The sequence below is a fragment of the Radiobacillus deserti genome, assembly GCF_007301515.1.
GTDB classification, from domain to species: Bacteria; Bacillota; Bacilli; order Bacillales; family Amphibacillaceae; genus Radiobacillus; species Radiobacillus deserti.
Genome location: NZ_CP041666.1, coordinates 441539 through 465536 on the forward strand (window position 1 = coordinate 441539; position 23998 = coordinate 465536).

21 protein-coding genes, 14 tRNA genes and 3 rRNA genes are annotated in these 23998 nt (G+C 42.5%); 37 read left to right on the forward strand and 1 reads right to left on the reverse strand.

All coding sequences use genetic code 11. The features are described 5' to 3' along the window. Positions 1–7 precede the first annotated feature (7 nt). The 14 genes from FN924_RS02340 (at position 8) to FN924_RS02405 (ending at position 12029) form a co-directional block, all read left to right on the forward strand. A complete protein-coding gene (locus FN924_RS02340) occupies positions 8–1027 on the forward strand; it encodes a LolA family protein (RefSeq protein ID WP_143891899.1) in 1020 nt (339 codons plus the stop codon). A gap of 155 nt (positions 1028–1182) precedes the next feature. Next, a complete protein-coding gene (gene alr, locus FN924_RS02345) occupies positions 1183–2301 on the forward strand; it encodes an alanine racemase (protein WP_143891900.1) in 1119 nt (372 codons plus the stop codon). Between the two features lie 184 nt (positions 2302–2485). Then, positions 2486–2767, forward strand: coding sequence for a CopG family ribbon-helix-helix protein (locus FN924_RS02350; RefSeq protein ID WP_143891901.1), 282 nt, complete (start codon positions 2486–2488; stop codon positions 2765–2767). Positions 2768–2771: 4 nt separating this feature from the next. After that, positions 2772–3122 (forward strand): type II toxin-antitoxin system PemK/MazF family toxin, encoded by a 351-nt coding sequence (locus tag FN924_RS02355; RefSeq protein WP_143891902.1) that lies wholly within the window; start codon positions 2772–2774, stop codon positions 3120–3122. A gap of 212 nt (positions 3123–3334) precedes the next feature. Further along, complete coding sequence (locus FN924_RS02360; RefSeq protein ID WP_143897093.1) at positions 3335–4558, forward strand: ISL3 family transposase; 1224 nt, start codon at positions 3335–3337, stop codon at positions 4556–4558. Positions 4559–4804: 246 nt separating this feature from the next. Then, entirely contained in the window at positions 4805–5674 is an 870-nt protein-coding gene (locus FN924_RS02365; protein ID WP_143891903.1) for an RsbT co-antagonist protein RsbRA, read from the forward strand. A 4-nt stretch (positions 5675–5678) separates the two neighbouring features. After that, on the forward strand, positions 5679–6035 hold the full coding sequence (locus FN924_RS02370) for an STAS domain-containing protein (protein WP_143891904.1): 357 nt from the start codon (positions 5679–5681) through the stop codon (positions 6033–6035). A gap of 8 nt (positions 6036–6043) precedes the next feature. Next, positions 6044–6445: an anti-sigma regulatory factor gene (locus FN924_RS02375; RefSeq protein WP_143897094.1), complete on the forward strand. Its 402-nt coding sequence runs from the start codon at positions 6044–6046 to the stop codon at positions 6443–6445. Positions 6446–6491: 46 nt separating this feature from the next. Further along, positions 6492–7484 (forward strand): PP2C family protein-serine/threonine phosphatase, encoded by a 993-nt coding sequence (locus tag FN924_RS02380; protein WP_143891905.1) that lies wholly within the window; start codon positions 6492–6494, stop codon positions 7482–7484. Positions 7485–7549: 65 nt separating this feature from the next. Continuing rightward, on the forward strand, positions 7550–7879 hold the full coding sequence (locus FN924_RS02385; RefSeq protein WP_143891906.1) for an STAS domain-containing protein: 330 nt from the start codon (positions 7550–7552) through the stop codon (positions 7877–7879). Then, on the forward strand, positions 7879–8355 hold the full coding sequence (gene rsbW, locus FN924_RS02390) for an anti-sigma B factor RsbW (protein WP_143891907.1): 477 nt from the start codon (positions 7879–7881) through the stop codon (positions 8353–8355). The genes FN924_RS02385 and rsbW overlap by 1 nt, the downstream gene beginning before the upstream one ends. After that, positions 8327–9118 carry an RNA polymerase sigma factor SigB gene (sigB, locus tag FN924_RS02395; RefSeq protein WP_143891908.1) on the forward strand — a complete coding sequence of 264 codons (792 nt, stop codon included), beginning with the start codon at positions 8327–8329 and terminating at the stop codon, positions 9116–9118. Before rsbW ends, sigB begins: the two co-directional genes overlap by 29 nt. Continuing rightward, positions 9115–9711 carry a SpoIIE family protein phosphatase gene (locus FN924_RS02400; protein ID WP_228409536.1) on the forward strand — a complete coding sequence of 199 codons (597 nt, stop codon included), beginning with the start codon at positions 9115–9117 and terminating at the stop codon, positions 9709–9711. The genes sigB and FN924_RS02400 overlap by 4 nt, the downstream gene beginning before the upstream one ends. Before the next feature lie 146 nt (positions 9712–9857). Then, positions 9858–12029 carry a Tex family protein gene (locus FN924_RS02405; protein WP_143891909.1) on the forward strand — a complete coding sequence of 724 codons (2172 nt, stop codon included), beginning with the start codon at positions 9858–9860 and terminating at the stop codon, positions 12027–12029. 73 nt (positions 12030–12102) lie between these two features. On the opposite strand, the gene cmpA is transcribed toward FN924_RS02405, so the two are convergent. After that, positions 12103–12222, reverse strand: coding sequence for a cortex morphogenetic protein CmpA (cmpA, locus tag FN924_RS02410; protein ID WP_143891910.1), 120 nt, complete (start codon positions 12220–12222; stop codon positions 12103–12105). An 81-nt stretch (positions 12223–12303) separates the two neighbouring features. Here cmpA and FN924_RS02415 point away from each other — a divergent pair, with 81 nt between their 5' ends. The 23 genes from FN924_RS02415 (at position 12304) to tsaD (ending at position 23949) form a co-directional block, all read left to right on the forward strand. Continuing rightward, positions 12304–12762 carry a SprT family protein gene (locus FN924_RS02415; protein WP_143891911.1) on the forward strand — a complete coding sequence of 153 codons (459 nt, stop codon included), beginning with the start codon at positions 12304–12306 and terminating at the stop codon, positions 12760–12762. A 281-nt stretch (positions 12763–13043) separates the two neighbouring features. Continuing rightward, positions 13044–13118: transfer RNA gene (locus tag FN924_RS02420), tRNA-Asn, on the forward strand. A 2-nt stretch (positions 13119–13120) separates the two neighbouring features. Then, a tRNA-Ser gene (locus FN924_RS02425) sits at positions 13121–13211 on the forward strand. Positions 13212–13215: 4 nt separating this feature from the next. Further along, a tRNA-Glu gene (locus FN924_RS02430) sits at positions 13216–13287 on the forward strand. A gap of 25 nt (positions 13288–13312) precedes the next feature. Then, positions 13313–13389: transfer RNA gene (locus tag FN924_RS02435), tRNA-Asp, on the forward strand. 5 nt (positions 13390–13394) lie between these two features. Continuing rightward, positions 13395–13469, forward strand: a tRNA-Gln gene (locus FN924_RS02440). A 120-nt stretch (positions 13470–13589) separates the two neighbouring features. After that, positions 13590–13665: transfer RNA gene (locus FN924_RS02445), tRNA-Lys, on the forward strand. A 7-nt stretch (positions 13666–13672) separates the two neighbouring features. Continuing rightward, positions 13673–13754 (forward strand) — tRNA-Leu (locus FN924_RS02450). Positions 13755–13808: 54 nt separating this feature from the next. Continuing rightward, a tRNA-Leu gene (locus FN924_RS02455) sits at positions 13809–13895 on the forward strand. Between the two features lie 75 nt (positions 13896–13970). Further along, positions 13971–14047: transfer RNA gene (locus FN924_RS02460), tRNA-Arg, on the forward strand. Between the two features lie 4 nt (positions 14048–14051). Then, positions 14052–14128 (forward strand) — tRNA-Pro (locus FN924_RS02465). A 66-nt stretch (positions 14129–14194) separates the two neighbouring features. Continuing rightward, a tRNA-Gly gene (locus FN924_RS02470) sits at positions 14195–14268 on the forward strand. Between the two features lie 6 nt (positions 14269–14274). Beyond that, positions 14275–14351 (forward strand) — tRNA-Ile (locus FN924_RS02475). Positions 14352–14498: 147 nt separating this feature from the next. Next, positions 14499–16061 (forward strand): 16S ribosomal RNA (locus FN924_RS02480). Positions 16062–16227: 166 nt separating this feature from the next. Continuing rightward, positions 16228–19143 (forward strand): 23S ribosomal RNA (locus tag FN924_RS02485). A gap of 185 nt (positions 19144–19328) precedes the next feature. Beyond that, positions 19329–19444, forward strand: a 5S ribosomal RNA gene (gene rrf / locus FN924_RS02490). Together the 16S, 23S and 5S rRNA genes with 14 tRNA genes alongside form the textbook arrangement of a ribosomal RNA operon. A 333-nt stretch (positions 19445–19777) precedes the next feature. Continuing rightward, positions 19778–19854, forward strand: a tRNA-Met gene (locus FN924_RS02495). Positions 19855–20096: 242 nt separating this feature from the next. Then, positions 20097–20173, forward strand: a tRNA-Asp gene (locus FN924_RS02500). A gap of 158 nt (positions 20174–20331) precedes the next feature. Continuing rightward, entirely contained in the window at positions 20332–21309 is a 978-nt protein-coding gene (gene thiL / locus FN924_RS02505) for a thiamine-phosphate kinase (RefSeq protein ID WP_143891912.1), read from the forward strand. A 1-nt stretch (position 21310) separates the two neighbouring features. After that, positions 21311–21766, forward strand: a complete 456-nt coding sequence (gene tsaE / locus FN924_RS02510; RefSeq protein WP_143891913.1) for a tRNA (adenosine(37)-N6)-threonylcarbamoyltransferase complex ATPase subunit type 1 TsaE — start codon at positions 21311–21313, stop codon at positions 21764–21766. Beyond that, entirely contained in the window at positions 21763–22473 is a 711-nt protein-coding gene (tsaB, locus tag FN924_RS02515; RefSeq protein ID WP_143891914.1) for a tRNA (adenosine(37)-N6)-threonylcarbamoyltransferase complex dimerization subunit type 1 TsaB, read from the forward strand. The genes tsaE and tsaB overlap by 4 nt, the downstream gene beginning before the upstream one ends. Next, positions 22466–22915, forward strand: a complete 450-nt coding sequence (rimI, locus tag FN924_RS02520) for a ribosomal protein S18-alanine N-acetyltransferase (protein ID WP_143891915.1) — start codon at positions 22466–22468, stop codon at positions 22913–22915. Before tsaB ends, rimI begins: the two co-directional genes overlap by 8 nt. Next, the gene (gene tsaD / locus FN924_RS02525; protein ID WP_143891916.1) at positions 22912–23949 is read left to right on the forward strand and encodes a tRNA (adenosine(37)-N6)-threonylcarbamoyltransferase complex transferase subunit TsaD; all 1038 of its coding nucleotides are present in this window, start codon (positions 22912–22914) and stop codon (positions 23947–23949) included. Before rimI ends, tsaD begins: the two co-directional genes overlap by 4 nt. Positions 23950–23998 lie beyond the last annotated feature (49 nt).

Genomic DNA, 23998 nt, shown 5'->3' on the forward strand with positions numbered 1-23998 from the left:
TGTGACCATGAGGAAGTATCTTAGCGTAGGGATTATGGCATTAATGTTGATCCTTATACTAGCTGCATGTGGGGAAAAGTCTAAAGAAGATGTTGTATCAAAATTAGAAGATAATTTAGAAAAAATGGATGGATATAAAGCAGATGCAGTTATGAGTTTGAAAACCGGAAAGGAAAGCCAAAGCTACAACATCGAGATTTCTCATAAGAAAAAGAACTATTATCGAGTATTGCTGAAAAATGAGCAAAACGAAGAGGGAAGCCAAATCATTTTACGTAATGATGACGGTGTTTTCGTACTAACACCTGCGTTGAATAAAAGCTTTAAGTTTCAAAGTGAATGGCCTGATAACAGTAGCCAACCATATCTATATCAATCGTTGGTGAAGGATGTTCTTAACGATTCTCAAGCAGAGTTTAAAGCAACAGAGGACCATTACGTATTTGAAACAACAACCAATTATCAGAACAGTAACAGCTTGCCTTACCAAGAAATATATTTTGATAAAAAGACATTCACACCAGCAATGGTTAAAGTGTTAGATAAAGATAAAAACCCATTGGTAGAAGTGAAGTTTTCTAAATTTACGCTTGATCCCGAGTTTGCGAAAGACGACTTCCAGGTGAAAAAGAACATGACAAGCTCTATTTTCGGAATTCCGGCTTCTTCCCAAGAGGATTCTAAAGTGAAGGAATTTAGTGTTCTTTATCCAATGGAAACAGCGGGTGCGGAGCTTTCAGAGTCAAGTGAAGTGGAAACAGAAAATGGGAAAAGAGTAATTCTTACGTACAAAGGAGATAAAAACTTTACCCTTGTACAAGAGAAACTAGAAACCTATCCAACAGCAGCTGCACCTGAACCAGTAGAAGGAGACCCTGTCAGCCTAGGATATACAATGGGTGCATTGAAAGGCTCTTCGATTGAATGGAGTTACAATGGTGTAAATTATTTGCTTGCAAGTGATGAACTGACGAAAAGTGAATTGATAGAGGTTGCAAGCTCTGTACAAGGTCAACAAGTAAAATAAACGATAAAACATGAGGCAGGCTCACCATTTTGGGTCTGCTTTTATTTTTCTAGTCCCAATTATTAACGGAAGTCCTTCCTTTTTTATGATTTGACATCGCCTTCTACGAGGACAATAATAAGTAAAGATGATGCTGAGTTAGGGTGGATGTAAAAATGGAACAATCGAAATTTTATCGCGATACTTGGGCTGAAATTGATCTTGAACGAATAGAATATAATATCCATCAATTGAAAAAAAGGTTAACCAATACAAAAATATATGCAGTCGTCAAAGCTAATGGATATGGTCATGGTGATATTGAGGTTGCTAAAAGGGCGTTAAAAGCAGGTGCAACGGGATTGACCGTCGCTACACTTGATGAGGCACTAAAGCTTCGTGAAGCCGGAATAACCGCTCCACTTCTTGTTATGGGTTGGTCACGTCCGGAAGATGCGGCAATTGCAAGGTCTCATGATATTGCATTAACGGTATATCAAAAGGGGTGGCTTGAAAAAGTAAAACAGAATCAACGGAATCGATCCGTAAAAGTGCACATTAAGCTAGATACGGGAATGGGACGACTCGGTGTTCGGAGCAATGAGGAATTAGTAGAGCTTTTAGAGGAAATAGAAGTGGGTCCATTTGAGTTAGAAGGTGTTTTTACTCACTTTGCGACAGCGGATGAACCGGATTTCTCTTATTTCGAAAAACAACAGGAACGATTAAAGGAGTTTTTGGGTTGTCTTCAAGAAAACTGGAGCAAGCCAGTTATTATCCATACTGGTAATAGTGCAGCAAGTATGAGATTTCCCGATAAAATGCAACATTTTACCCGATTCGGTGTTAGTATGTATGGGTTATACCCATCACCAACAGTAAAAGAAGAAAAGCCAATCGACCTTCAACAAGCCTTTTCTTTACACAGTAAATTAGTTCATGTCAAGAAACTGCCTCCTGGCGAAGGAGTTAGTTACGGTGCTACCTATGTAACGCAAGAAGAGGAATGGATTGGAACCATACCGATTGGGTACGCCGATGGATATATTCGCAAATTGCAGGGGTCCGATGTGCTGGTAGAAGGGAAAAGAATGCCCATTGTCGGAAGAATTTGCATGGATCAATGTATGATTCGATTGGATAAGGAATATCCTATCGGTACAAAAGTTACATTGATTGGTAAACAAGGGGACGAAGAAATTACCATTGATGAATTAGCTAACCATCTAGAAACAATTAATTATGAAATTCCGTGTATGATTGGTCCTCGAGTTCCTCGGATTTATTCTTCATAAATTTTCTAATATAAGGTATGATATGGCACGATTTAGGAAAAAGATAGGATAGATTTTCCTCCCGTTCCATAACAGGGTGACAATAAGAAAAAAACTTGTCATAATGCCTTTGCAAAGCCGTTTAGAGAATGATATGATTAAGTTGGATTTTTAACAGGCTGGACTTGTAGATTGTTGGAGGTGTATGGTTTTGTCAGAGAGCTTGCAAGAGATTGTAGTTAGACTACCAAAAAACCTACTAAATGAGGTGGACGGTTTAATGAGAAGTGAGAATAGTGATCTCAGTGATTTCATTTGCCAGGCAACGAAATCGTATTTGCGTGAAAAGAAAAAACGCCATATTCGGGAGTCCATGCAGCAAGGCTATATGGAGATGGCAAAAATAAATCTCAACATTGCTTCAGAAGCTTTTCAGGCTGAAGAGGAGGCCGAAAACACCCTTGAGCGCTTAGTGAGCGGGGTGTAACGCTTTGATTGTTAAAAGAGGCGAAGTCTATTTCGCCGATCTCTCTCCTGTTGTTGGTTCCGAGCAGGGGGGCGTCCGTCCAGTACTGGTGCTGCAAAACGATATAGGTAATCGTTTTAGTCCAACGGTTATTGTTGCAGCCATTACCGCGCAGATACAAAAAGCGAAGTTACCTACTCATGTTGAAATTGACGCGCAGAAGTATGGATTTGAACGGGATTCTGTTATTCTTTTAGAACAAATTAGAACCATTGATAAACAAAGACTAACTGATAAGATAACACAACTTGACCAATATATGATGGAAAATATTAACAAGGCTCTCGAAATTAGCCTTGGATTAACTGATTTTTAATCCTATACATCGGTTAATTGTGTCTAAAATTGGTATTCTCATCATCAGAACCCTTGTCCTACAATTAGACAAGGGTTTTTTGTTATACCATTAGAATTAAGGCTCTATAATATTTGTTGGGGTTCAGGTGAAATTCTGAAAAATAAAACACACGCAACCAATACATTCTTATATACTTGAATTGTCGAGAAACAAGTAGAGAATGGGGTTGCGTGTATATGGATTTTACCATGAATATACCAGGATTAAAAGAATGCATTATAACTAATATGGAAGATCGTGATGGAACGGTTCAGATTTATGTAGAAATGGAGCGTATCCCTCATTGTTGCCCGGTTTGTGAAACTAAAACAGACCGTGTACATGATTATAGATATCAAAAAATAAAACACTTAAAGTGGTTTGAGCGAATGACTCTATTATGGTATAAACGTCGTCGTTATGCTTGTCCTTCTTGTGGGAAGCGATTCTCAGAAAAAAGTCCAATAGTAGAACGGTACCAACGTGCTTCTATTGAATGGAACCAAGCGGTTTCAATAAAATCGATAAAAGGAAAGACCTTTAAAGAGGTTGGCGAAACATTCGGTGCATCAGCTTCAACAATTGTAAGACGCTTTGATAAATTAGCTGAAGAGCAAATAAAAAAGGTAGAAACCTTGCCATCCGTTATTGCAATTGATGAATATAAAGGAGATACAAAGGAAGGGAAATACCAGCTAATTATCGCAGATGGTATCACTAGACAACCTCTTGATATACTACCTAATCGGTATAAAAACACAATTAAAAATTATCTACAAAAACATGGCCAACAGGTTGAAGTAGTTATCATGGATATGAGTTCATCCTTTAAGGCAGCTGTTCAAAAGGCATTAGGGAAGCCTATTATCGTAGCCGATCGATTTCATTTTTGTAGATATATTTATTGGGGATTAGATCGTGTTAGAAGACGTGTGCAACAAACCTTCCACGACTATGATCGTAAGAAATGTAAGCGTATGAAACATGTATTTCATAAACCAAAGAATCGCTTGAAAGAAGACGAAATGTGGCATTTAGAAAGATATTTAGGAATGTCAGAAGAACTAAGAACTGCTCATGAACTAAAGGAAATATATAAAGATTGGTTTGAAGAAGCTAAAGTAATTGGGAGTGAAAATATCTTCAAGGTGAAGAAAGACCTAAAAGCTTTCTATGATCTGGTAAGAGAATCTGAATTACCAGAAATGATTAGTGCGATTAAGACGTTTCAAAATTGGCAAGTTGAAATACTAAATAGCTTTGTTTATAACTATTCAAACGGTTTTTTGGAAGGGATTAATAATACTACGAAAGTTTTAAAGAGGAATGCGTTTGGATTTAGAAGCTTCAAACGTTTTAGAGCAAAGATTTTACTCGCAAGACAGTATAAAGAAGTAGGGTTGCATATTGGTTGAGGTGACGAATAACATCACCACCCCAACATTTGACGTAGAACCAGAATTAAAGGGTATGCATATAATAGATGAGATGTTGTTTTTTGATAATTTTTATATGAATGGAATATTTATAGTTATCTTGTTAGGAGGAGATTTTAACGTCTGATATAATAGAGTAATTGAAAAATAAAATTTAGCTTAGCTCCGTTACATATCCAGTTCATGATAAATAACAATGGGTTTAATCAAATAGGAGGTTACGGAATGAATAGGGAATTTAAAAGAGTCGTATTAGAGAATAGTGATGCCATTGTAAAAATGTGGTTAGAGGAACTATCTAAGAATAGGGAAAATGATTATACGTCTACAATTTCTAATGAGCTTTTTAACAACACGAATCGAGAATTCGTAAACATCATCTTTACAAGTGTTGAAAATGAAGGAACGACAAAAGAACTAGAAAGTTTTTCTGAACGTTTGGTCAATTTAGGCTGGCCGTTAAGCTATCTAACCGATGGCTTACAATCGTTTAGACGTGTGTCTATTAATTATTTATTAAGTCAATCAAAAGAAGTAAATTCTGACTTCTTTTCTAATGTATTACAAGCCGTCGATGCATGGGTCGATCCAATCATAAATCAGTTAGTCAATGAATATTCTGGTAGTTGGGAGAATATTGTATCGCTTCAGCGAGTAGCTTTACAGGAACTTTCGGCTCCGTTGATACCGGTTATGGATAATATCACTATAATGCCATTAATCGGTACCATTGATACAGAAAGAGCAAAATTAATTATGGAAAATCTATTAGATGGGGTGATTAAGCATAACGCAGAGGTTGTCCTCATCGATATTACGGGAGTTCCTGTAGTGGATACGATGGTTGCTCATCATATTATCCAAGCGGCAGAAGCGGTTCGCCTCATCGGGTCAACTTGTATTTTAGTTGGGATTCGTCCAGAAATTGCCCAAACGATAGTAAACCTAGGCATTGATTTAAGGAAATTCCCGACGAAGAGTTCATTACGTAAAGGGTTTAAGACTGCATTGCAGCTAACAAACCGCCAAATCAATGATATTGAAAAAAATAATGAAGGAATTGAAAAAATACTAGGTTCTCTGGATAGGGAGTGAAACCATGAGAATACCGATTCTGAAATTACAAAATTATTTACTGATTTCCATCCAAATCGATTTAGATGATCAAACAGCTATTCAATTTCAAGAGGATTTATTAAATAAAATTCATCAAAGTGGTGCAACAGGTGTTGTGATTGATTTAACTTCTGTTGATATCATTGATTCATTTATAGCAAAAGTATTAGGGGACGTTGTGACCATGTCAGATCTGATGGGGGCTAAAGTAGTTCTTACTGGTATCCAGCCAGCGGTTGCTATGACATTAATTGACCTTGGTATCCACATGCAAGATGTACCTACCGCTTTAGATTTAGAACAGGGTCTTATTAAATTGAGACAGGAACTGGAGGAGTGAAGATGCAGATTCAGCCCCAGACCTGCGTTACAATTCAAAAAGAATGGGATATAGTCGGCGCTCGTCAGGTCGGGCGTGACTTTGCAAAAAAGTTAGGGTTCGGAACTGTTGACCAGGCGCGAATTGCAACGGCAATCTCAGAATTAGCAAGAAACATTTATTTATATGCTGGTAAAGGCCAAATTTGCTTTGAAGTAATTGAAGATATGGAACACAAAGGACTAGCAATCCTTGCCACTGATAATGGGCCGGGTATTCGAGATATTAGTGCCGTGATGGAAGACGGTTATTCCACATCTGGTGGATTAGGAGCTGGATTGCCTGGTGTGAAACGGTTAATGGATGATTTTAATATTATATCTGAGCATGGTAAAGGAACAGAAATTAGAACGGTGAAATGGATTAGATAGCAAAGGTGTAGCGGACGGTGCCGTACAAGGGGAGTGCGAGTAAGTCATGGACAGATATCAAAAATTGTTAAAGAAATATATAGAGACTCAAGACGAAACAGCATTATATCAAGCGGAGCAATTTAGTAAGATGTCAATGCAAAAGAAGATTTCTCCAGAGGAGATCATCCATGTTCATAATCAGGCGATTATGGAGCTTTTCCCTGACTTGCCGAAGGATTTTCACTTGGCGATGAAATTTTTACTAGAAACGATGATGTCTTACGGTTTGGCTTATCAAGAGTTTCAATCTTTAAGAGAAAAACAGCTGGAATTGAAGTCGGAAATTTCAGTTGCTGCCAACATGCAACAAACACTTTTATCGACCGTTAAACCTTCTATAGAAGGTTTGGATATTGGCGTCATAAGTGTACCCGCCAACCAAATGAATGGAGATTACTATCATTTCATAAAAGGAGAGCATGATGGGAAGCTTGGTGTAGCTATTGCCGATGTTATCGGAAAAGGGATTCCAGCAGCGTTAGCTATGTCTATGATTAAATATTTTATGGATAGTTTGCCAGAAAGCTCGATGAGTCCGCAAATGATTCTGAAACATTTGAATAGGGTAGTTGAGAGGAACGTAGATCCAAGCATGTTTATCACAATGTTTTATGGATCCTATGATGTCGATGCTGAAATTTTCACTTATTCTTCTGCTGGTCATGAACCGGGCTATTATTACAATAGAGAAACAGGTATGTATAAGGAAATCGAAGCAAAAGGGTTAGTCCTTGGGGTAGATTCGAAAAGCTCTTATGAGCAATTCGAGCTCAATATCGAAAAGGGAGATAAAATTGTTTTGCTAACGGATGGTGTAACAGAATGTAGACAAGGAGACCGATTCATCGAGAGAGAGGAAGTTTTTGAGGTTATTCAGAAATATGATCACCTCCCAGCTCAAGAAGCGGTGGAGCAAGTGTATAAACATTTTGAACGGTTACAAGATTTTCATTTAAGAGATGACTTTACATTGATCATGTTGTCGAAAAACGTTTAGATTTTGATTTCATAGGGTATTGAGTCTGTAAGCAGTTATTACGGTAAGAAGTAGGTGGATAGAAAATGAATTTAGATATTAAAGTAACTCAGGAGAAAAATAAGTCGGTTGTAAAGCTTTCCGGAGAAATTGACGCGTATACTGCTCCTGATCTTAAAGATACATTACTACCTCTAGCGACAAGTGAAGGTACTACCGTTGAAGTAGACTTAGAAAACGTATCCTATATGGATAGTACGGGACTAGGCGTATTTGTCAGTGCGTTAAAGGCGACGAAAGAAGTGGGAAGTCAGTTAGCATTAGTGAGATTGCAAGATCGTGTATTGCGGTTGTTCAAGATTACGGGGTTAATTGACATTATGGATATAGAACAAAAGGTAAGAGGTGGGAACTAATGGAACCCTTTGACTTTATAGAGATTAAAGTGCCGGCGAAAGCTGAGTACGTCGGTGTCGTCCGGTTAACAAGCTCTGGAATTGCAAATCGAATGGGTTTTAGCTATGAAGATATTGAAGACCTAAAGGTAGCGATTAGTGAAGCGATGACAAATGCAGTAACTCACGCGTACGAGCATGATGAAATTGGTGAAGTCACGATCGGATTTGGTTTATATGAAAATCGTCTTGAAGTCATGGTCGCGGATCATGGTGGCAGCTTTAACTTAGAACAGGTCAAAGATGGAATTGGACCGTACGAACAGAAAGAGTCCATTGAAAACCTTCGTGAGGGAGGGTTCGGACTTTTTCTAATAGAGGCACTAATGGACAAGGTTGAAATTAATAACGATTATGGGGTTATTGTTCTGATGACAAAATACCTCAATGAAAATGAGGTGGGAATCGATGACGACCAAATCTCAACCACACAATAGAGGTGAGGATGAGGTTTACCAATGGATTCAACATCTTCAGAAGTACCCCACAGACGAAGTAATACAAGAAAAAATAGTGCTAGCCTACCAGGACTTAGTAGAGTCATTGGCTAGAAAATATTCAAAAAATAGCTCTATACACGAGGATCTCGTCCAAGTGGGGATGCTAGGATTATTAGCAGCGATTAGAAGATACGAACCAGCCTATGGTAAATCTTTTGAATCTTTTGCTATACCTACAATTATTGGAGAAGTGAAGCGTTTTATCCGTGATAAAACGTGGAGTGTACATGTTCCAAGAAGAATTAAAGAATTAGGGCCCAAAATAAAAAGAGCTATTGAAGAATTGACGACCGACCAGCAGAAATCTCCTTCTATTGCCGAAATTGCTAACCATTTAGATGTCTCGGAAGAGGAAGTACTAGAGACATTAGAAATGGGAAAAAGCTACAAAGCATTATCAGTCGATCGTAAAATAGAGGCAGACTCGGATGGAAGTAAGGTATCTATACTTGATTTAATTGGGAACGAAGAAAGTGGCTATGATAAAATTGATCGGCAAATGCTACTAGAGAAGATTTTACCTATACTTACCGATAGAGAACAGCAAATTTTGAAGTGTACGTATTTCCAGAATCTGAGTCAAAAAGAAACAGGAGAACAATTGGGTATCTCACAAATGCACGTTTCCCGTTTGCAACGACGTGCTTTAAGAAAATTACGTGAGGCACTTCAATCGGATAGCTCGGAGGTATTTAGTTGACGGAAAGAAAACGCATGGATGTCTCCGTCTTTCAGCAGGCCAAGAAAGGCAATTACTATTGTGGAGATAGCTACTATTATGAAGAAACAGACGATGGCTTTATTTGTGCATTAGCAGACGGACTCGGTAGTGGAGAATATGCCAAGGAATCGTCTCACGCTGTGATTCAGGCCATTGAACATAATAAGGATGTTTCACTTGATCAGTTAATTAAGATATGCAATCAAGAATTGATTGGAAAACGTGGTGTTGTCTTGGGTATGCTGAAGGTTGATTACCACTCACATACTTTTTCTTTTACCTCTATCGGAAATGTTGGTGTTATGACCATTACTTCATCTGGAGAGAAAAAAAGAAGCATTCCTAATTCCGGATACTTAGCTGGTTATCCGCGTCCTTTTAAAGTGACAAAAGGGCAATTAGAGAATCATCTTGTTTTTATTCTCTTTTCAGATGGAGTGAATGACAGAGACTTATCGTCTAAGTATTTTATGATGAAAGAAGTCCATCAGATTACGGAAACGTTTGAGTCCATATGTGGAACGAATGAAAAGGACGACACAACTCTCATTGCAATTAAATACACGGAGTAGCTTCTACACAAGAATGATCGAATGGTTTTGATCATTCTTTTTTATTTTTAAAAATTGGTCCATCCTTCTGCGGAATGCTTCGATTGTCGTGTTGGGATATGTACAATCATTTGGTAGAATAAGAAGGAGTACAGATAGGAGGAAGAATGTTGAGTGAAGTGGAACAAAAAGATTCATTGATCAAATGGGTGGCGAAGGAAACAGGCGTTGCCATCCAACCAATTAAACAAGTAATCACCTTAATCGAAAAAGGAAACACTGTACCTTTCATTGCTCGTTATAGAAAGGAACAAACGGGTGGATTAGATGAGGTGCAAATAAAAGCGATTGAAGACAAATGGCAGTATGCCCTTCATTTGTCAGAACGGAAAGAAGAAGTCATTCGATTAATAGAGGAACAAGGAAAACTAACGCCAGATTTAAAAGAGGACATTATAAACGCTACGCAGCTACAAAAGGTTGAGGATCTCTATCGTCCTTATAAACAGAAAAGACGCACGAGGGCGACGGTTGCAAAAGAAAAAGGACTAGAACCTCTTGCTCAGTTGATTTGGAAACAACAAGTTCAAACTTTAGAAGCAGAAGCTCATACATATTTATCTGAAGAGCATGAATTAACTTCCGTTGAAGAGGTACTAGCTGGTGCTTCAGATATTATTGCAGAATGGATAGCGGATGATCCTACTTATCGTGAATATATTCGAGATAAGACGTTTCGACTAGGTACGATTCAAGCGGAAGCGAAGAAAAAAGAGAAGGATGAAAAAGGCGTTTTTGAAATGTATTATGAATACCATGAGCCTATTCGTTCTATTGTTTCCCACCGAATCCTAGCGCTTAATCGTGGTGAGAAAGAGGATATATTAAAAGTGACGATTGAACCGCCGACAGATGACGTGCTTTTATATTTGAATAAGAAGATCATCCTAGCCTCTGCTTCGAAGGAGACGAAAGAGCTTCTAGCATCAACGATAGAAGATAGCTATAAACGACTAATACAACCATCTATCGAACGAGAAATTAGAAGTTCCCTCTCCGAAACAGCAGAAGAACAGGCGATTGATATATTCTCCAAAAACCTGAAAAACTTGTTACTTCAGCCACCGCTAAAAGGGAAAACAGTATTAGGTGTAGATCCCGCCTATCGGACGGGCTGTAAGCTAGCAGTAATCGATGAAACAGGTAAGGTGCATTCTATCAATGTCATCTATCCGACACCACCAAAAAGTGATAAGAAGAATGCAGAAGCTGTCGTCTTAGACTATATGAATAAGTTTAATATCGAGTTAGTAGCAATCGGAAATGGTACTGCTTCAAGAGAAACGGAGCAATTTATTGCTGACACCATTCGAAATAATAATCTGGACGTTTCTTATATTATTGTGAACGAAGCTGGAGCAAGTGTATACTCCGCCTCTAAATTAGCTAGAGAAGAATTTCCGGATTTACAGGTGGAAGAAAGAAGTGCGGTTTCTATCGCGCGTCGAGTGCAAGATCCACTAGCTGAGTTAGTTAAAATAGATCCCAAATCCATCGGGGTTGGTCAGTATCAACATGATGTATCACAGAAGAGCTTAAGTGAATCATTAACCTTTGTAGTGGAAACAGCAGTTAACCAAGTAGGGGTAAACGTAAACACTGCCTCTGCGTCTTTACTTCAATATGTATCGGGCCTGAGTAAAACGGTCGCTAACAATATTGTCAAGCAACGAAATGAAGAAGGGAAGTTTACGAACCGTGGCCAGCTAAAGAATATTCCTAGACTCGGTAATAAAACGTATGAGCAATGTATCGGTTTCTTACGAGTATTAGATGGGGACCAGCCGCTAGATCGGACACCAATTCACCCTGAAAGCTACAAAGCAACGGAAAAGCTATTAAATAAATTGGACTGCTCAGTTCAAGATATCGGAACACCGAAATTGCAAGATAAGCTAAAGTCTTTAGATCTAGCTTCTTTAGCAGAGGAGTTAGCCATCGGTCGCCCAACGTTAGAGGACATCGTTGGAGCGTTAGCCAGACCGGAAAGAGACCCGCGTGACGAGTTTGACCAACCACTCCTAAAAACAGATGTGTTAGCAATGGAAGATTTAAAACCAGGAATGGAGCTGCAAGGAACCGTACGAAATGTAGTGGACTTCGGTATCTTTGTCGATATTGGAGTCAAACAGGATGGGCTTGTTCATATATCGAAAATGTCTAAACAGTTTGTGAAACACCCAATGGACATCGCTTCTGTTGGAGATGTCGTAACCGTTTGGGTGGAACAAGTAGATGTGGACAAACAACGGATTGCGCTTTCTATGGTGGAAAACTAAACACACATACAAAATACCAGGTGAAAGCCTGGTATTTTTGGTGCAAAATAGGAAGTGATCATAATGGATTCAATTAAGAGGAGTTAGTGTTTTTCTCTCGATAAAAAAACCAGCATTGATTTAGTATTTTGATTTGATATATGTTTTTGGAAAGGAAAGCTTCTGTCATTTGCTTCATAAACCATTTAGGCATATGCATAGACTCCCTTCTATCCATGGCATATAAATAGGAACTAGTGTACTATAGGGTATGCAGTAAGGGAGGTTGTTGTGCATGGAGTTGCCATTAACGCAAGTAGAATTAGAAAAGCTCGTTCATTCATTATCCGTTGAATATTTTCATAAACCATTCGTCGATGACGTAGCTTTCAATGCTAGGCTCCGTACAACAGGTGGGAGGTATATTCCTACTAAAAGAAGGATTGAATTAAATCCTAAATACCTAACAGAGCTAGGGAGAGACGAATTCGAAGGAATCATCAAGCATGAGCTTTGTCATTACCATTTACATATAGAAGGAAAAGGGTATAAGCATCGCGATCCAGAATTCCGTCAGTTGCTGAAAGAAACAAAATCTCCTAGGTTTTGTTCTTCCTTACCTTCTGCTGAAAATAGAAGGGTGAAGCATAGCTATAAATGTGTGAAGTGTGAACAAGTGTACACAAGAGCGAGGCAAGTGAATATAAAGAAGTACAGATGCGGGAAGTGTAGAGGTAAGTTGCAGAAAGTATAATGGAAATGAAATGGAGAGCATTCCATCTTCCAAAAAAAGGTTGTAGCTTTTCATTGACGTAAAGTATGGAACATGTTAAATTAAATAAGCATTTGAAAAAATACACTTTTTCATGTGAATGACTTGACCATAGGGTGGTTAAGTAAGTACAATGTCATGTAGACGCATTATGTAAAGAAACGATTTGTAATTTTTGTTTTAAATAATGTTTGACATTGCTTTTTAAATGAGTTATTATATTTATCGTCGCTGTTAAACAGCAACGCATGATTCATTATTATTCCACAGTAGCTCAGTGGTAGAGCAATCGGCTGTTAACCGATCGGTCGTAGGTTCGAATCCTACCTGTGGAGCCAGTGGAGAAGTACTCAAGTGGCTGAAGAGGCGCCCCTGCTAAGGGTGTAGGTCGTGTAAGCGGCGCGAGGGTTCAAATCCCTCCTTCTCCGCCATTATGGCCCGTTGGTCAAGTGGTTAAGACACCGCCCTTTCACGGCGGTAACACGGGTTCGAATCCCGTACGGGTCACTTTTATTTTCATACCTTTTAGTCCGGTCCGGTAGTTCAGTTGGTTAGAATGCCTGCCTGTCACGCAGGAGGTCGCGGGTTCGAGTCCCGTCCGGACCGCCATTTGTTGGGCTATAGCCAAGCGGTAAGGCAACGGTTTTTGGTACCGTCATGCGCTGGTTCGAATCCAGCTAGCCCAGCCACTTTTTTCTTTTTTTTCTTTTACTATAATTATATGAATCAAGTTGATTTGTATGACCTCAATAATCAAACGATACGTTCCTATAGATATATATAGAAAAAAGATTATAAAGCATTTAAATGAGCCATTAGCTCAGTTGGTAGAGCATCTGACTTTTAATCAGAGGGTCGCAGGTTCGAATCCTGCATGGCTCACCATTTTCTTGCGGGTGTGGCGGAATTGGCAGACGCGCTAGACTTAGGATCTAGTGTCTCTTGACGTGGGGGTTCAAGTCCCTCCACCCGCACTCTTTCATTGCTGTGGGATTTCTGCACGGCATTTTCTTTTCTTTAGATAAAATGCGGTCGTGGCGGAATGGCAGACGCGCTAGGTTGAGGGCCTAGTGGGAGGTAATCCCGTGGAGGTTCAAGTCCTCTCGACCGCACCAAAAAATGTGGTTCAAAAAGCCTTGACTTCCTAGTTGATGTGTTATATAATATATAATTGTCGCTCGATAAAATATGCGCCCGTAGCTCAATTGGATAGAGCGTTTGACTACGGATCAAAAGGTTAGGGGTTCGACTCCTCTCGGGCGCGCCATTAACGGGAAGTAGCTCAGCTTGGTAGAGCACTTGGTTTGGGACCAAGGGGTCGCAGGTTCAAATCCTGTCTTCCCGACCATCTTGAGTTTTATAGATTTTATCGAGAATAGAGTAAAGAGTAATAAAGTAATATCCCTTTTATAATGCGGGTGTAGTTTAGTGGTAAAACCTCAGCCTTCCAAGCTGATGTCGAGGGTTCGATTCCCTTCACCCGCTCCATTTAAGGGGCCTGTAGCTCAGCTGGTTAGAGCGCACGCCTGATAAGCGTGAGGTCGGTGGTTCGAGTCCACTCAGGCCCACCATTTGATCCTTGAAAACTGAACAAAACAACCAGTATGTTAAGTAAGATTTTAGCTAGCTTTATTATTGAGCAAGCAAACACCAATGAAACAGCTTAAGTTCGCGACGTCCTGTCGCAACAGCTGCATTAGCACATCCGTGTGCGTCATCTATTGGAGAGTTTGATCTTGGCTCAGGACGAACGCTGGCGGCGTGCCTAATACATGCAAGTCGAGCGCGGGAAGCTATCTGACCCCTTCGGGGTGACGATAGTGGAACGAGCGGCGGACGGGTGAGTAACACGTGGGTAACCTGCCTATGAGACTGGGATAACTCCGGGAAACCGGGGCTAATACCGGATAACACTTTTTCCTGCATGGGAGAAAGTTGAAAGGCGGCTTTTGCTGTCCCTTATAGATGGACCCGCGGCGCATTAGCTAGTTGGTAGGGTAACGGCCTACCAAGGCAACGATGCGTAGCCGACCTGAGAGGGTGATCGGCCACACTGGGACTGAGACACGGCCCAGACTCCTACGGGAGGCAGCAGTAGGGAATCTTCCGCAATGGACGAAAGTCTGACGGAGCAACGCCGCGTGAACGATGAAGGTTTTCGGATCGTAAAGTTCTGTTGTTAGGGAAGAACACGTACAAGAGTAACTGCTTGTACCTTGACGGTACCTAACGAGAAAGCCCCGGCTAACTACGTGCCAGCAGCCGCGGTAATACGTAGGGGGCAAGCGTTGTCCGGAATTATTGGGCGTAAAGCGCGCGCAGGCGGTTCCTTAAGTCTGATGTGAAAGCCCACGGCTTAACCGTGGAGGGTCATTGGAAACTGGGGAACTTGAGTGCAGAAGAGGAGAGTGGAATTCCACGTGTAGCGGTGAAATGCGTAGAGATGTGGAGGAACACCAGTGGCGAAGGCGACTCTCTGGTCTGTAACTGACGCTGAGGCGCGAAAGCGTGGGGAGCGAACAGGATTAGATACCCTGGTAGTCCACGCCGTAAACGATGAGTGCTAGGTGTTAGGGGGTTTCCGCCCCTTAGTGCTGAAGTTAACGCATTAAGCACTCCGCCTGGGGAGTACGGCCGCAAGGCTGAAACTCAAAAGAATTGACGGGGGCCCGCACAAGCGGTGGAGCATGTGGTTTAATTCGAAGCAACGCGAAGAACCTTACCAGGTCTTGACATCCTCTGACAACCCTAGAGATAGGGCGTTCCCTTCGGGGACAGAGTGACAGGTGGTGCATGGTTGTCGTCAGCTCGTGTCGTGAGATGTTGGGTTAAGTCCCGCAACGAGCGCAACCCTTGATCTTAGTTGCCAGCATTTAGTTGGGCACTCTAAGGTGACTGCCGGTGACAAACCGGAGGAAGGTGGGGATGACGTCAAATCATCATGCCCCTTATGACCTGGGCTACACACGTGCTACAATGGATGGTACAAAGGGCAGCGAAGCCGCGAGGTGAAGCAAATCCCATAAAACCATTCTCAGTTCGGATTGTAGGCTGCAACTCGCCTACATGAAGCCGGAATCGCTAGTAATCGCGGATCAGCATGCCGCGGTGAATACGTTCCCGGGCCTTGTACACACCGCCCGTCACACCACGAGAGTTGGCAACACCCGAAGTCGGTGAGGTAACCTTTTAGGAGCCAGCCGCCGAAGGTGGGGCCAATGATTGGGGTGAAGTCGTAACAAGGTAGCCGTATCGGAAGGTGCGGCTGGATCACCTCCTTTCTAAGGAAAGATAACGGAAGCCAGCTCTTCGGAGCTGGTCAGAGAGACATACTTGGTTGTTTGGTTCAGTTTTGAGGGATTAAAACCTCAGCTTGTACCTTGAAAACTAGATAAGAGTAAACAAGACATCAATTTTAGTAAAGACCACGTCTTTTCACAGACTATTAGTTAAGTGAAGAAGGGCGCACGGTGGATGCCTTGGCACTAGGAGCCGAAGAAGGACGGGACGAACACCGATATGTCTCGGGGAGCCGTACGTAGGCGTTGATCCGGGAATTTCCGAATGGGGAAACCCACTGCTCGTAATGGAGTAGTACCTATATCTGAATCCATAGGATATAGGAGGCAGACCTGGGGAACTGAAACATCTTAGTACCCAGAGGAAGAGAAAGCAAATGCGATTTCCTGAGTAGCGGCGAGCGAAACGGAAACAGCCCAAACCAGAAAGCTTGCTTTCTGGGGTTGTAGGACACTCTATACGGAGTTACAAAGAAATAGTGTAGACGAATCGATCTGGAACGATCAGCCGAAGAAGGTAAGAGCCCTGTAATCGAAAGACTGTTTCCTCCAGAGTGGATCCTGAGTACGGCGGAACACGTGAAATTCCGTCGGAATCCGGGAGGACCATCTCCCAAGGCTAAATACTCCCTAGTGACCGATAGTGAACCAGTACCGTGAGGGAAAGGTGAAAAGCACCCCGGGAGGGGAGTGAAAGAGAACCTGAAACCGTGTGCCTACAAGTAGTCGGAGCCCATTAACGGGTGACGGCGTACCTTTTGTAGAATGGACCGGCGAGTTACGATCTCTTGCAAGGTTAAGTCGTATAGACGGAGCCGCAGCGAAAGCGAGTCTGAATAGGGCGTTGTAGTAAGGGGTCGTAGACCCGAAACCGTGTGATCTACCCATGTCCAGGGTGAAGGTCAGGTAACACTGACTGGAGGCCCGAACCCACGCACGTTGAAAAGTGCGGGGATGAGGTGTGGGTAGGGGTGAAATGCCAATCGAACACGGAGATAGCTGGTTCTCTCCGAAATAGCTTTAGGGCTAGCCTCAAGAAATGAGTACTGGAGGTAGAGCACTGATTGGACTAGGGGCCCTCATCGGGTTACCGAATTCAGTCAAACTCCGAATGCCAGCTACTTTATCTTGGGAGTCAGACTATGGGTGATAAGGTTCATAGTCGAAAGGGAAACAGCCCAGACCACCAGCTAAGGTCCCCAAGTATACGTTAAGTGGAAAAGGATGTGGAGTTGCTTAGACAACCAGGATGTTGGCTTAGAAGCAGCCACCATTTAAAGAGTGCGTAATAGCTCACTGGTCGAGTGACTCTGCGCCGAAAATGTACCGGGGCTAAACGTATCACCGAAGCTGTGGATTGTTCTTACGAACAATGGTAGGAGAGCGTTCTAAGTGCAGCGAAGTCAGACCGTAAGGACTGGTGGAGCGCTTAGAAGTGAGAATGCCGGTATGAGTAGCGAAAAAGAAGTGAGAATCTTCTTCACCGAATGCCTAAGGTTTCCTGAGGAAGGCTCGTCCGCTCAGGGTTAGTCAGGACCTAAGCCGAGGCCGAAAGGCGTAGGCGATGGACAACAGGTTGATATTCCTGTACCACCTCCTTTCCGTTTGAACGACGGGGGGACGCAGTAGGATAGGGAAAGCGCGCCGCTGGATGAGCGCGTCCAAGCAGTGAGTGAGTCAGATAGGCAAATCCGTCTGGCAATCACAAGCTGTGATGGGGAGGGAAATATAGTACCGAAGTTCCTGATTTCACACTGCCAAGAAAAGCCTCTAGTGAGGAAAGAGGTGCCTGTACCGCAAACCGACACAGGTAGGCGAGGAGAGAATCCTAAGGTGATCGGGAGAACTCTCGTTAAGGAACTCGGCAAAATGACCCCGTAACTTCGGGAGAAGGGGTGCTTCTTGCATGAGAAGCCGCAGTGAAAAGGCCCAAGCGACTGTTTAGCAAAAACACAGGTCTCTGCGAAGCCGAAAGGCGAAGTATAGGGGCTGACACCTGCCCGGTGCTGGAAGGTTAAGGGGATGCGTTAGCTTCGGCGAAGCGTTGAACCGAAGCCCCAGTAAACGGCGGCCGTAACTATAACGGTCCTAAGGTAGCGAAATTCCTTGTCGGGTAAGTTCCGACCCGCACGAAAGGTGCAACGACTTGGGCACTGTCTCAACGAGAGACCCGGTGAAATTATACTATGCGTGAAGATGCGCATTACCCGCGACAGGACGGAAAGACCCCGTGGAGCTTTACTGTAGCCTGATATTGAATGTTGGTACAGCTTGTACAGGATAGGTGGGAGCCTGAGAAACCGGAGCGCTAGCTTCGGTGGAGGCGCTGGTGGGATACCACCCTGGCTGTACGGACCTTCTAACCCAGGACCGTGATCCGGTTCGGAGACAGTGTCAGGTGGGCAGTTTGACTGGGGCGGTCGCCTCCCAAAGAGTAACGGAGGCGCCCAAAGGTTCCCTCAGAATGGTTGGAAATCATTCGAAGAGTGTAAAGGCAGAAGGGAGCTTGACTGCGAGACCTACAAGTCGAGCAGGGACGAAAGTCGGGCTTAGTGATCCGGTGGTTCCGCATGGAAGGGCCATCGCTCAACGGATAAAAGCTACCCCGGGGATAACAGGCTTATCTCCCCCAAGAGTCCACATCGACGGGGAGGTTTGGCACCTCGATGTCGGCTCATCGCATCCTGGGGCTGTAGTCGGTCCCAAGGGTTGGGCTGTTCGCCCATTAAAGCGGTACGCGAGCTGGGTTCAGAACGTCGTGAGACAGTTCGGTCCCTATCCGTCGTGGGCGTTGGAAGTTTGAGAGGAGCTGTCCTTAGTACGAGAGGACCGGGATGGACACACCGCTGGTGCACCAGTTGTTCCGCCAGGAGCATAGCTGGGTAGCTACGTGTGGCAGGGATAAGTGCTGAAAGCATCTAAGCATGAAGCCCCCCTCAAGATGAGACTTCCCATCATTTTAAATGAGTAAGATCCCTCAGAGACGATGAGGTTGATAGGTTCGAGGTGGAAGCATGGTGACATGTGCAGCTGACGAATACTAATCGATCGAGGACTTAACTAAAGATCAAAAGCGGAAGTGTCCCGCTTAGCAACGTACGGACTGGACTGAACTGTAGGAGATAAAGGAAACACGGTGAGCGAAGTCTCGCTAGTTGCTGGACACTGGAGCTGGCCGTGGCTCTAGCTCGTTTGATTGTCTAACTCTTATCTAGTTTTTAGGGTATAAACTTAACTCTACATTTAAGGTCTAGTGGCAAGAGCGAAGAGGTCACACCTGTTCCCATGCCGAACACAGAAGTTAAGCTCTTCAGCGCCCATGGTAGTTGGGGCATTGCCCCTGCGAGAGTAGGACGTCGCTAGGCCAACCAAAAATACTTATTATCGTCGCGGGGTGGAGCAACGAGCAAAACGTCCACCGAATAAACTGCGAGTAACCCCGAAGCACTAATCATCTTTGAATAAGCTAGAAGATGCAGGGGTTCAAACATTTGGTTTAAATCCAAACATTGCTCATGAACAATATTAAATACTTTTTATCATCGCAGGGTGGAGCAACGAGCAAAACTTCTACCGAATAAACTGCGAGTAACCCTGAATCACTAATCATCTTTGAATAAGCTAGAAGATGCAGGGGTTCAAACATTTGGTTTAAATCCAAACATTGCTCATGAACAATATTAAATACTTTTTATCATCGCGGGGTGGAGCAGTCTGGTAGCTCGTCGGGCTCATAACCCGAAGGTCGTAGGTTCAAATCCTGCCCCCGCAACCAAAATATTTATCCTGACTACGTCGAACTACTTCTTAGCTAGGATAAAATCAGAAGTACTCGAAGAGTGCAACCAATCATTTTCTAACAACGTCGATTTACTTCTCCGTTAGAAAATAATAGTAGTACTCGAAGAGTGCAACCAAATTTCTTACTACGTTGAATTAACATCCATGTTAGAAATTTATAGTGGTGCCCGGAAGGGTGCAACCAAATTTCTTACTACGTTAATTAGTACAAGCTATGGTCCGGTAGTTCAGTTGGTTAGAATGCCTGCCTGTCACGCAGGAGGTCGCGGGTTCGAGTCCCGTCCGGACCGCCATTATATTGTCTATACATAAGCCTTAGGAGATGAAAAATCCTAAGGCTTTTCTGTTATATACGTGGATAATACTGAACGTGATTTCCCTAATTTTTTTAAATTACAAAGGTTTTTGCTATCATAGGAGGAGGAGATGTCGATACTAGAGAGGATTTCTTATGGACGAATTTTCTTTTATACAATCTATTCAACCAAAAACCTATAAACGTACTAACCTTATAAAAGGAATTGGAGATGACGCTGCTGTTTTCCGTCCTATGTACCATGATGTGGTTACTTCGGTAGATACATTCGTAGAAGGAATTCACTTTTCTAAGGAAACAATGAGTGCATATGATGTTGGGTATCGGGTACTAGCTACAAATCTTAGTGATATGGCAGCTATGGGATCTACTCCATCCTTTTACTTAGTATCTATTGTAATTCCGAAGCATTGGTCAGAGGAAGAGCTTCAAGCACTATATAAAGGGATGGAGGACTTAGCTCGACTGTATAACATGGATCTCATTGGTGGAGATACGGTTTCAGGAGACCAACTAGTTGTCTCTGTTACGATTATGGGAGAAGTGACGAGTGGAAAAGCAAGGTATCGAAGTCATGCGCTGCCAGGTGATGTCGTGTTTGTAACAGGAACGCTCGGTGATTCGGCAGCAGGTCTCCACGTATTGTTAAAGAAAGAAAAAGGTGAAGACTACGATTATGTAATAAACCGTCATCGTAGACCAAGCCCAAGAGTGAAGTTTGCAAAATCTCTGGAAGCTATAAAAAGGCTTTCTTTGAATGACGTAAGCGATGGAATTAGTAGTGACGTTGGTGAAATTGCTGAATCCTCTCATGTAGATTTACATATTGACTATGAAGCGTTACCTATTCATTCATCATTGAAGACATCATTTGATAAATTCTTATTAAGAAAATGGGTCTTATCTGGTGGCGAAGATTATGAATTAATAGGTACAGTTCCACCGTCTGATTGGGGACGGGTAGAGGAAGCAGCACGTAAAACTGGAACGCGTGTAACGAGGATTGGAAGAGTCGAACAAGCAAAGGGAAGTACTCCGACTGTATTTTTACATGAAGCCGGGACTAAACAGATCCTAAAAAAAGAAGGGTTCAACCATTTAAAAGGTGATTAGAATGAAAAGTTATGAATTTATAGCACATACAGAATTAGAAACGAAGCATCTTGCGGAGAAACTAGCAACGTTATTACATCCAGGTGCAGTAGTGACCCTTGAAGGGGACTTAGGTGCGGGTAAAACAACGTTTACAAAGGGAATTGGGACAGGGCTTGGAGTGCGAAGAACGATTAATAGTCCTACGTTTACGATTGTGAAGGAGTATATGGGTGAATTGCCTTTATATCATATGGATGTGTACCGATTAGAAGAAAGTGAAGAAGATATCGGATTCGATGAGTATTTCAATGGGCCTGGAATTTCAATCGTGGAATGGGCTTCGTTCATCGCAGATTTCCTCCCGGATGAGCGATTAGATATCCAATTAGAAATAATAGATGAGCATACTAGGAAAATAAAGCTTTATCCACGAGGTATGAAATTTGAGAGAGTTTGTGAGGAGTTAGGACGATGAACATATTAGCAATGGATACGTCGAACCAGGTTCTAGGTGTTGCTGTGATAAAAGACGGCAACCTAGCTGGGGAATACATGTCCAATGTACAGAAGAATCATTCGGTACGATTAATGCCAGCTATTTATCAGTTAATGTCTGATACACATACAAAGCCTGAGGAATTGGACCGCATTGTGGTTGCAAAGGGTCCTGGTTCTTATACAGGGGTTCGAATTGGATTAACCACGGCTAAAACGATGGGATGGGCGCTAGGTATTCCAGTTATTGCGGTTTCAAGCCTAGAATTGGTGGCAAGACAAGCCACATATTTTTCCGGTTTGATATGTCCTTTTTTTGACGCAAGACGTGGACTGGTGTACACAGGATTATATGAGCAGAACGAGGCAGGAGAACTGCAACTCTCCAAAGAAGAAACAAACATATTATTTGAGGATTGGCTTAAGCAATTAAAGATAGAAGGAAAGCCTGTTCTCTTTTTAAGTCAAGATATAAAGCTGCATAAGCAGAGAATTCAAGAAATCATGAAAGAATTAGCTGTGTTCCCAACAGATTCTTTTTATCATATTCCAAGGCCATCGCTTATGGTGGACGACTTATCAGAGAAAGAAGCTGAACCTGTTCATTCTCTTACGCCAAGTTATTTAAGACTTGTGGAAGCAGAGGCAAAGTGGCTGGAGCAACAAGGAGAGCAAAAGAATGGCTGAGGCAACGATACGGAAAATGGTTCTCGAGGACATTGATCAAGTTGTTCATATTGAACAACAATCCTTTGCAACGCCATGGCCAAGAGATATATTCTTTAATGAGCTGACTAACAACCAATACGCAAATTACTTTGTTGTGGAGGTAGATGGCCAAGTTGTAGGCTATTGTGGTTTATGGGTGATTATTGATGAAGCACAAATTACGAACATCGCTATTCTCCCAAGCCATCGAGGTCATAGCTATGGAAAATTGTTATTCCAGCATGTGATGCATAAGGCAGCAGTGCTAGGCGGCACACGATTATCTCTGGAAGTTCGGATTTCTAACACCGTGGCACAGCGAATGTACAGCAGCTTCGGCTTAGTGCCAGGTGGAATTAGAAAAAGCTATTATACGGATAATAATGAAGATGCATTAGTAATGTGGGTGAACTTACGATGAATAAAGATCAATATATATTAGGGATTGAAACGAGCTGTGATGAAACGGCTGCTGCTATTGTGAAGAATGGAAAAGAAATTATCTCAAACGTTGTAGCGTCCCAGATTGAAAGTCACAAACGATTTGGAGGAGTAGTCCCAGAGATTGCTTCCCGACATCATGTGGAACAAATCACGTTTGTCATAGAGCAAGCGCTGGAAGAAGCGCAAATGAAGGTAGAGGATGTAGATGCCATCGCCGTTACCGAAGGTCCAGGCTTAGTTGGAGCGCTTCTCGTAGGGGTAAATGCTGCAAAAGCATTAGCGTTTGCGAAACAAAAGCCACTTCTCGGTGTCCATCATATCGCCGGACATATTTATGCGAATCGCTTGGAAAAAGAATTCGAATTTCCGCTATTAGCTCTAGTCGTTTCAGGTGGGCACACGGAGCTTATTCTTATGAAAGAGCATGGACACTTTGAAGTATTGGGGGAAACGAGAGATGACGCTGCTGGAGAAGCCTATGATAAAGTTGCCCGAACGTTAAACCTCCCATATCCAGGTGGTCCCATGATAGACAAGCTGGCGCAAAGTGGTGAGGCGACAATCGATTTTCCGAGGGCTTGGTTAGAAGAGGATTCCTACGATTTTAGTTTTAGTGGACTTAAATCTGCCGTTCTAAATACACTTCATAACGCAAAGCAAAGAGGGGAAGAGCTGAAATCCGAGGATATTGCTGCCAGTTTTCAGGCTAGTGTCGTAGAAGTGTTAACGAAAAAGACGCTACAAGCAGCAAGGGAATTTCATGTCAAACAGGTTATTGTTGCTGGTGGAGTTGCAGCAAATAAAGGACTTAGATCCTCCTTGGAGGAAGTCTTCAAAGGGGAAGATGTAGAGCTCATGATTCCACCTCTACATCTTTGTACAGACAATGCTGCGATGATTGCAGCGGCAGGAAGTATAGCGTTTGACCAAGGGCACCGAGCAGGCTGGGATTTGAATGCAAATCCATCGTTAGATTTGGAGCTATATGGAAGCAGAAAATCTAAAGTGTAAATTAGTTATCCACACCAATTATTAATTGGTGTGGATATTTTAATATCGA

Excerpts from the sequence above, each read along its gene's own strand:
- FN924_RS02405 (WP_143891909.1), top strand. The coding sequence starts at position 9,858 with ATGTTGAGTGAAGTGGAACAAAAAGATTCATTGATCAAATGGGTGGCG.
- FN924_RS02385 (WP_143891906.1), top strand. The coding sequence starts at position 7,550 with ATGAATTTAGATATTAAAGTAACTCAGGAGAAAAATAAGTCGGTTGTA.
- FN924_RS02415 (WP_143891911.1), top strand. The coding sequence starts at position 12,304 with ATGGAGTTGCCATTAACGCAAGTAGAATTAGAAAAGCTCGTTCATTCA.
- FN924_RS02365 (WP_143891903.1), top strand. The coding sequence starts at position 4,805 with ATGAATAGGGAATTTAAAAGAGTCGTATTAGAGAATAGTGATGCCATT.
- FN924_RS02380 (WP_143891905.1), top strand. The coding sequence starts at position 6,492 with ATGGACAGATATCAAAAATTGTTAAAGAAATATATAGAGACTCAAGAC.
- tsaE (WP_143891913.1), top strand. The coding sequence starts at position 21,311 with ATGAAAAGTTATGAATTTATAGCACATACAGAATTAGAAACGAAGCAT.
- rsbW (WP_143891907.1), top strand. The coding sequence starts at position 7,879 with ATGGAACCCTTTGACTTTATAGAGATTAAAGTGCCGGCGAAAGCTGAG.
- FN924_RS02370 (WP_143891904.1), top strand. The coding sequence starts at position 5,679 with ATGAGAATACCGATTCTGAAATTACAAAATTATTTACTGATTTCCATC.
- FN924_RS02350 (WP_143891901.1), top strand. The coding sequence starts at position 2,486 with ATGGTTTTGTCAGAGAGCTTGCAAGAGATTGTAGTTAGACTACCAAAA.
- cmpA (WP_143891910.1), bottom strand. The coding sequence starts at position 12,222 with ATGCCTAAATGGTTTATGAAGCAAATGACAGAAGCTTTCCTTTCCAAA.
- rimI (WP_143891915.1), top strand. The coding sequence starts at position 22,466 with ATGGCTGAGGCAACGATACGGAAAATGGTTCTCGAGGACATTGATCAA.
- tsaD (WP_143891916.1), top strand. The coding sequence starts at position 22,912 with ATGAATAAAGATCAATATATATTAGGGATTGAAACGAGCTGTGATGAA.
- tsaB (WP_143891914.1), top strand. The coding sequence starts at position 21,763 with ATGAACATATTAGCAATGGATACGTCGAACCAGGTTCTAGGTGTTGCT.
- sigB (WP_143891908.1), top strand. The coding sequence starts at position 8,327 with ATGACGACCAAATCTCAACCACACAATAGAGGTGAGGATGAGGTTTAC.
- thiL (WP_143891912.1), top strand. The coding sequence starts at position 20,332 with ATGGACGAATTTTCTTTTATACAATCTATTCAACCAAAAACCTATAAA.
- FN924_RS02340 (WP_143891899.1), top strand. The coding sequence starts at position 8 with ATGAGGAAGTATCTTAGCGTAGGGATTATGGCATTAATGTTGATCCTT.
- alr (WP_143891900.1), top strand. The coding sequence starts at position 1,183 with ATGGAACAATCGAAATTTTATCGCGATACTTGGGCTGAAATTGATCTT.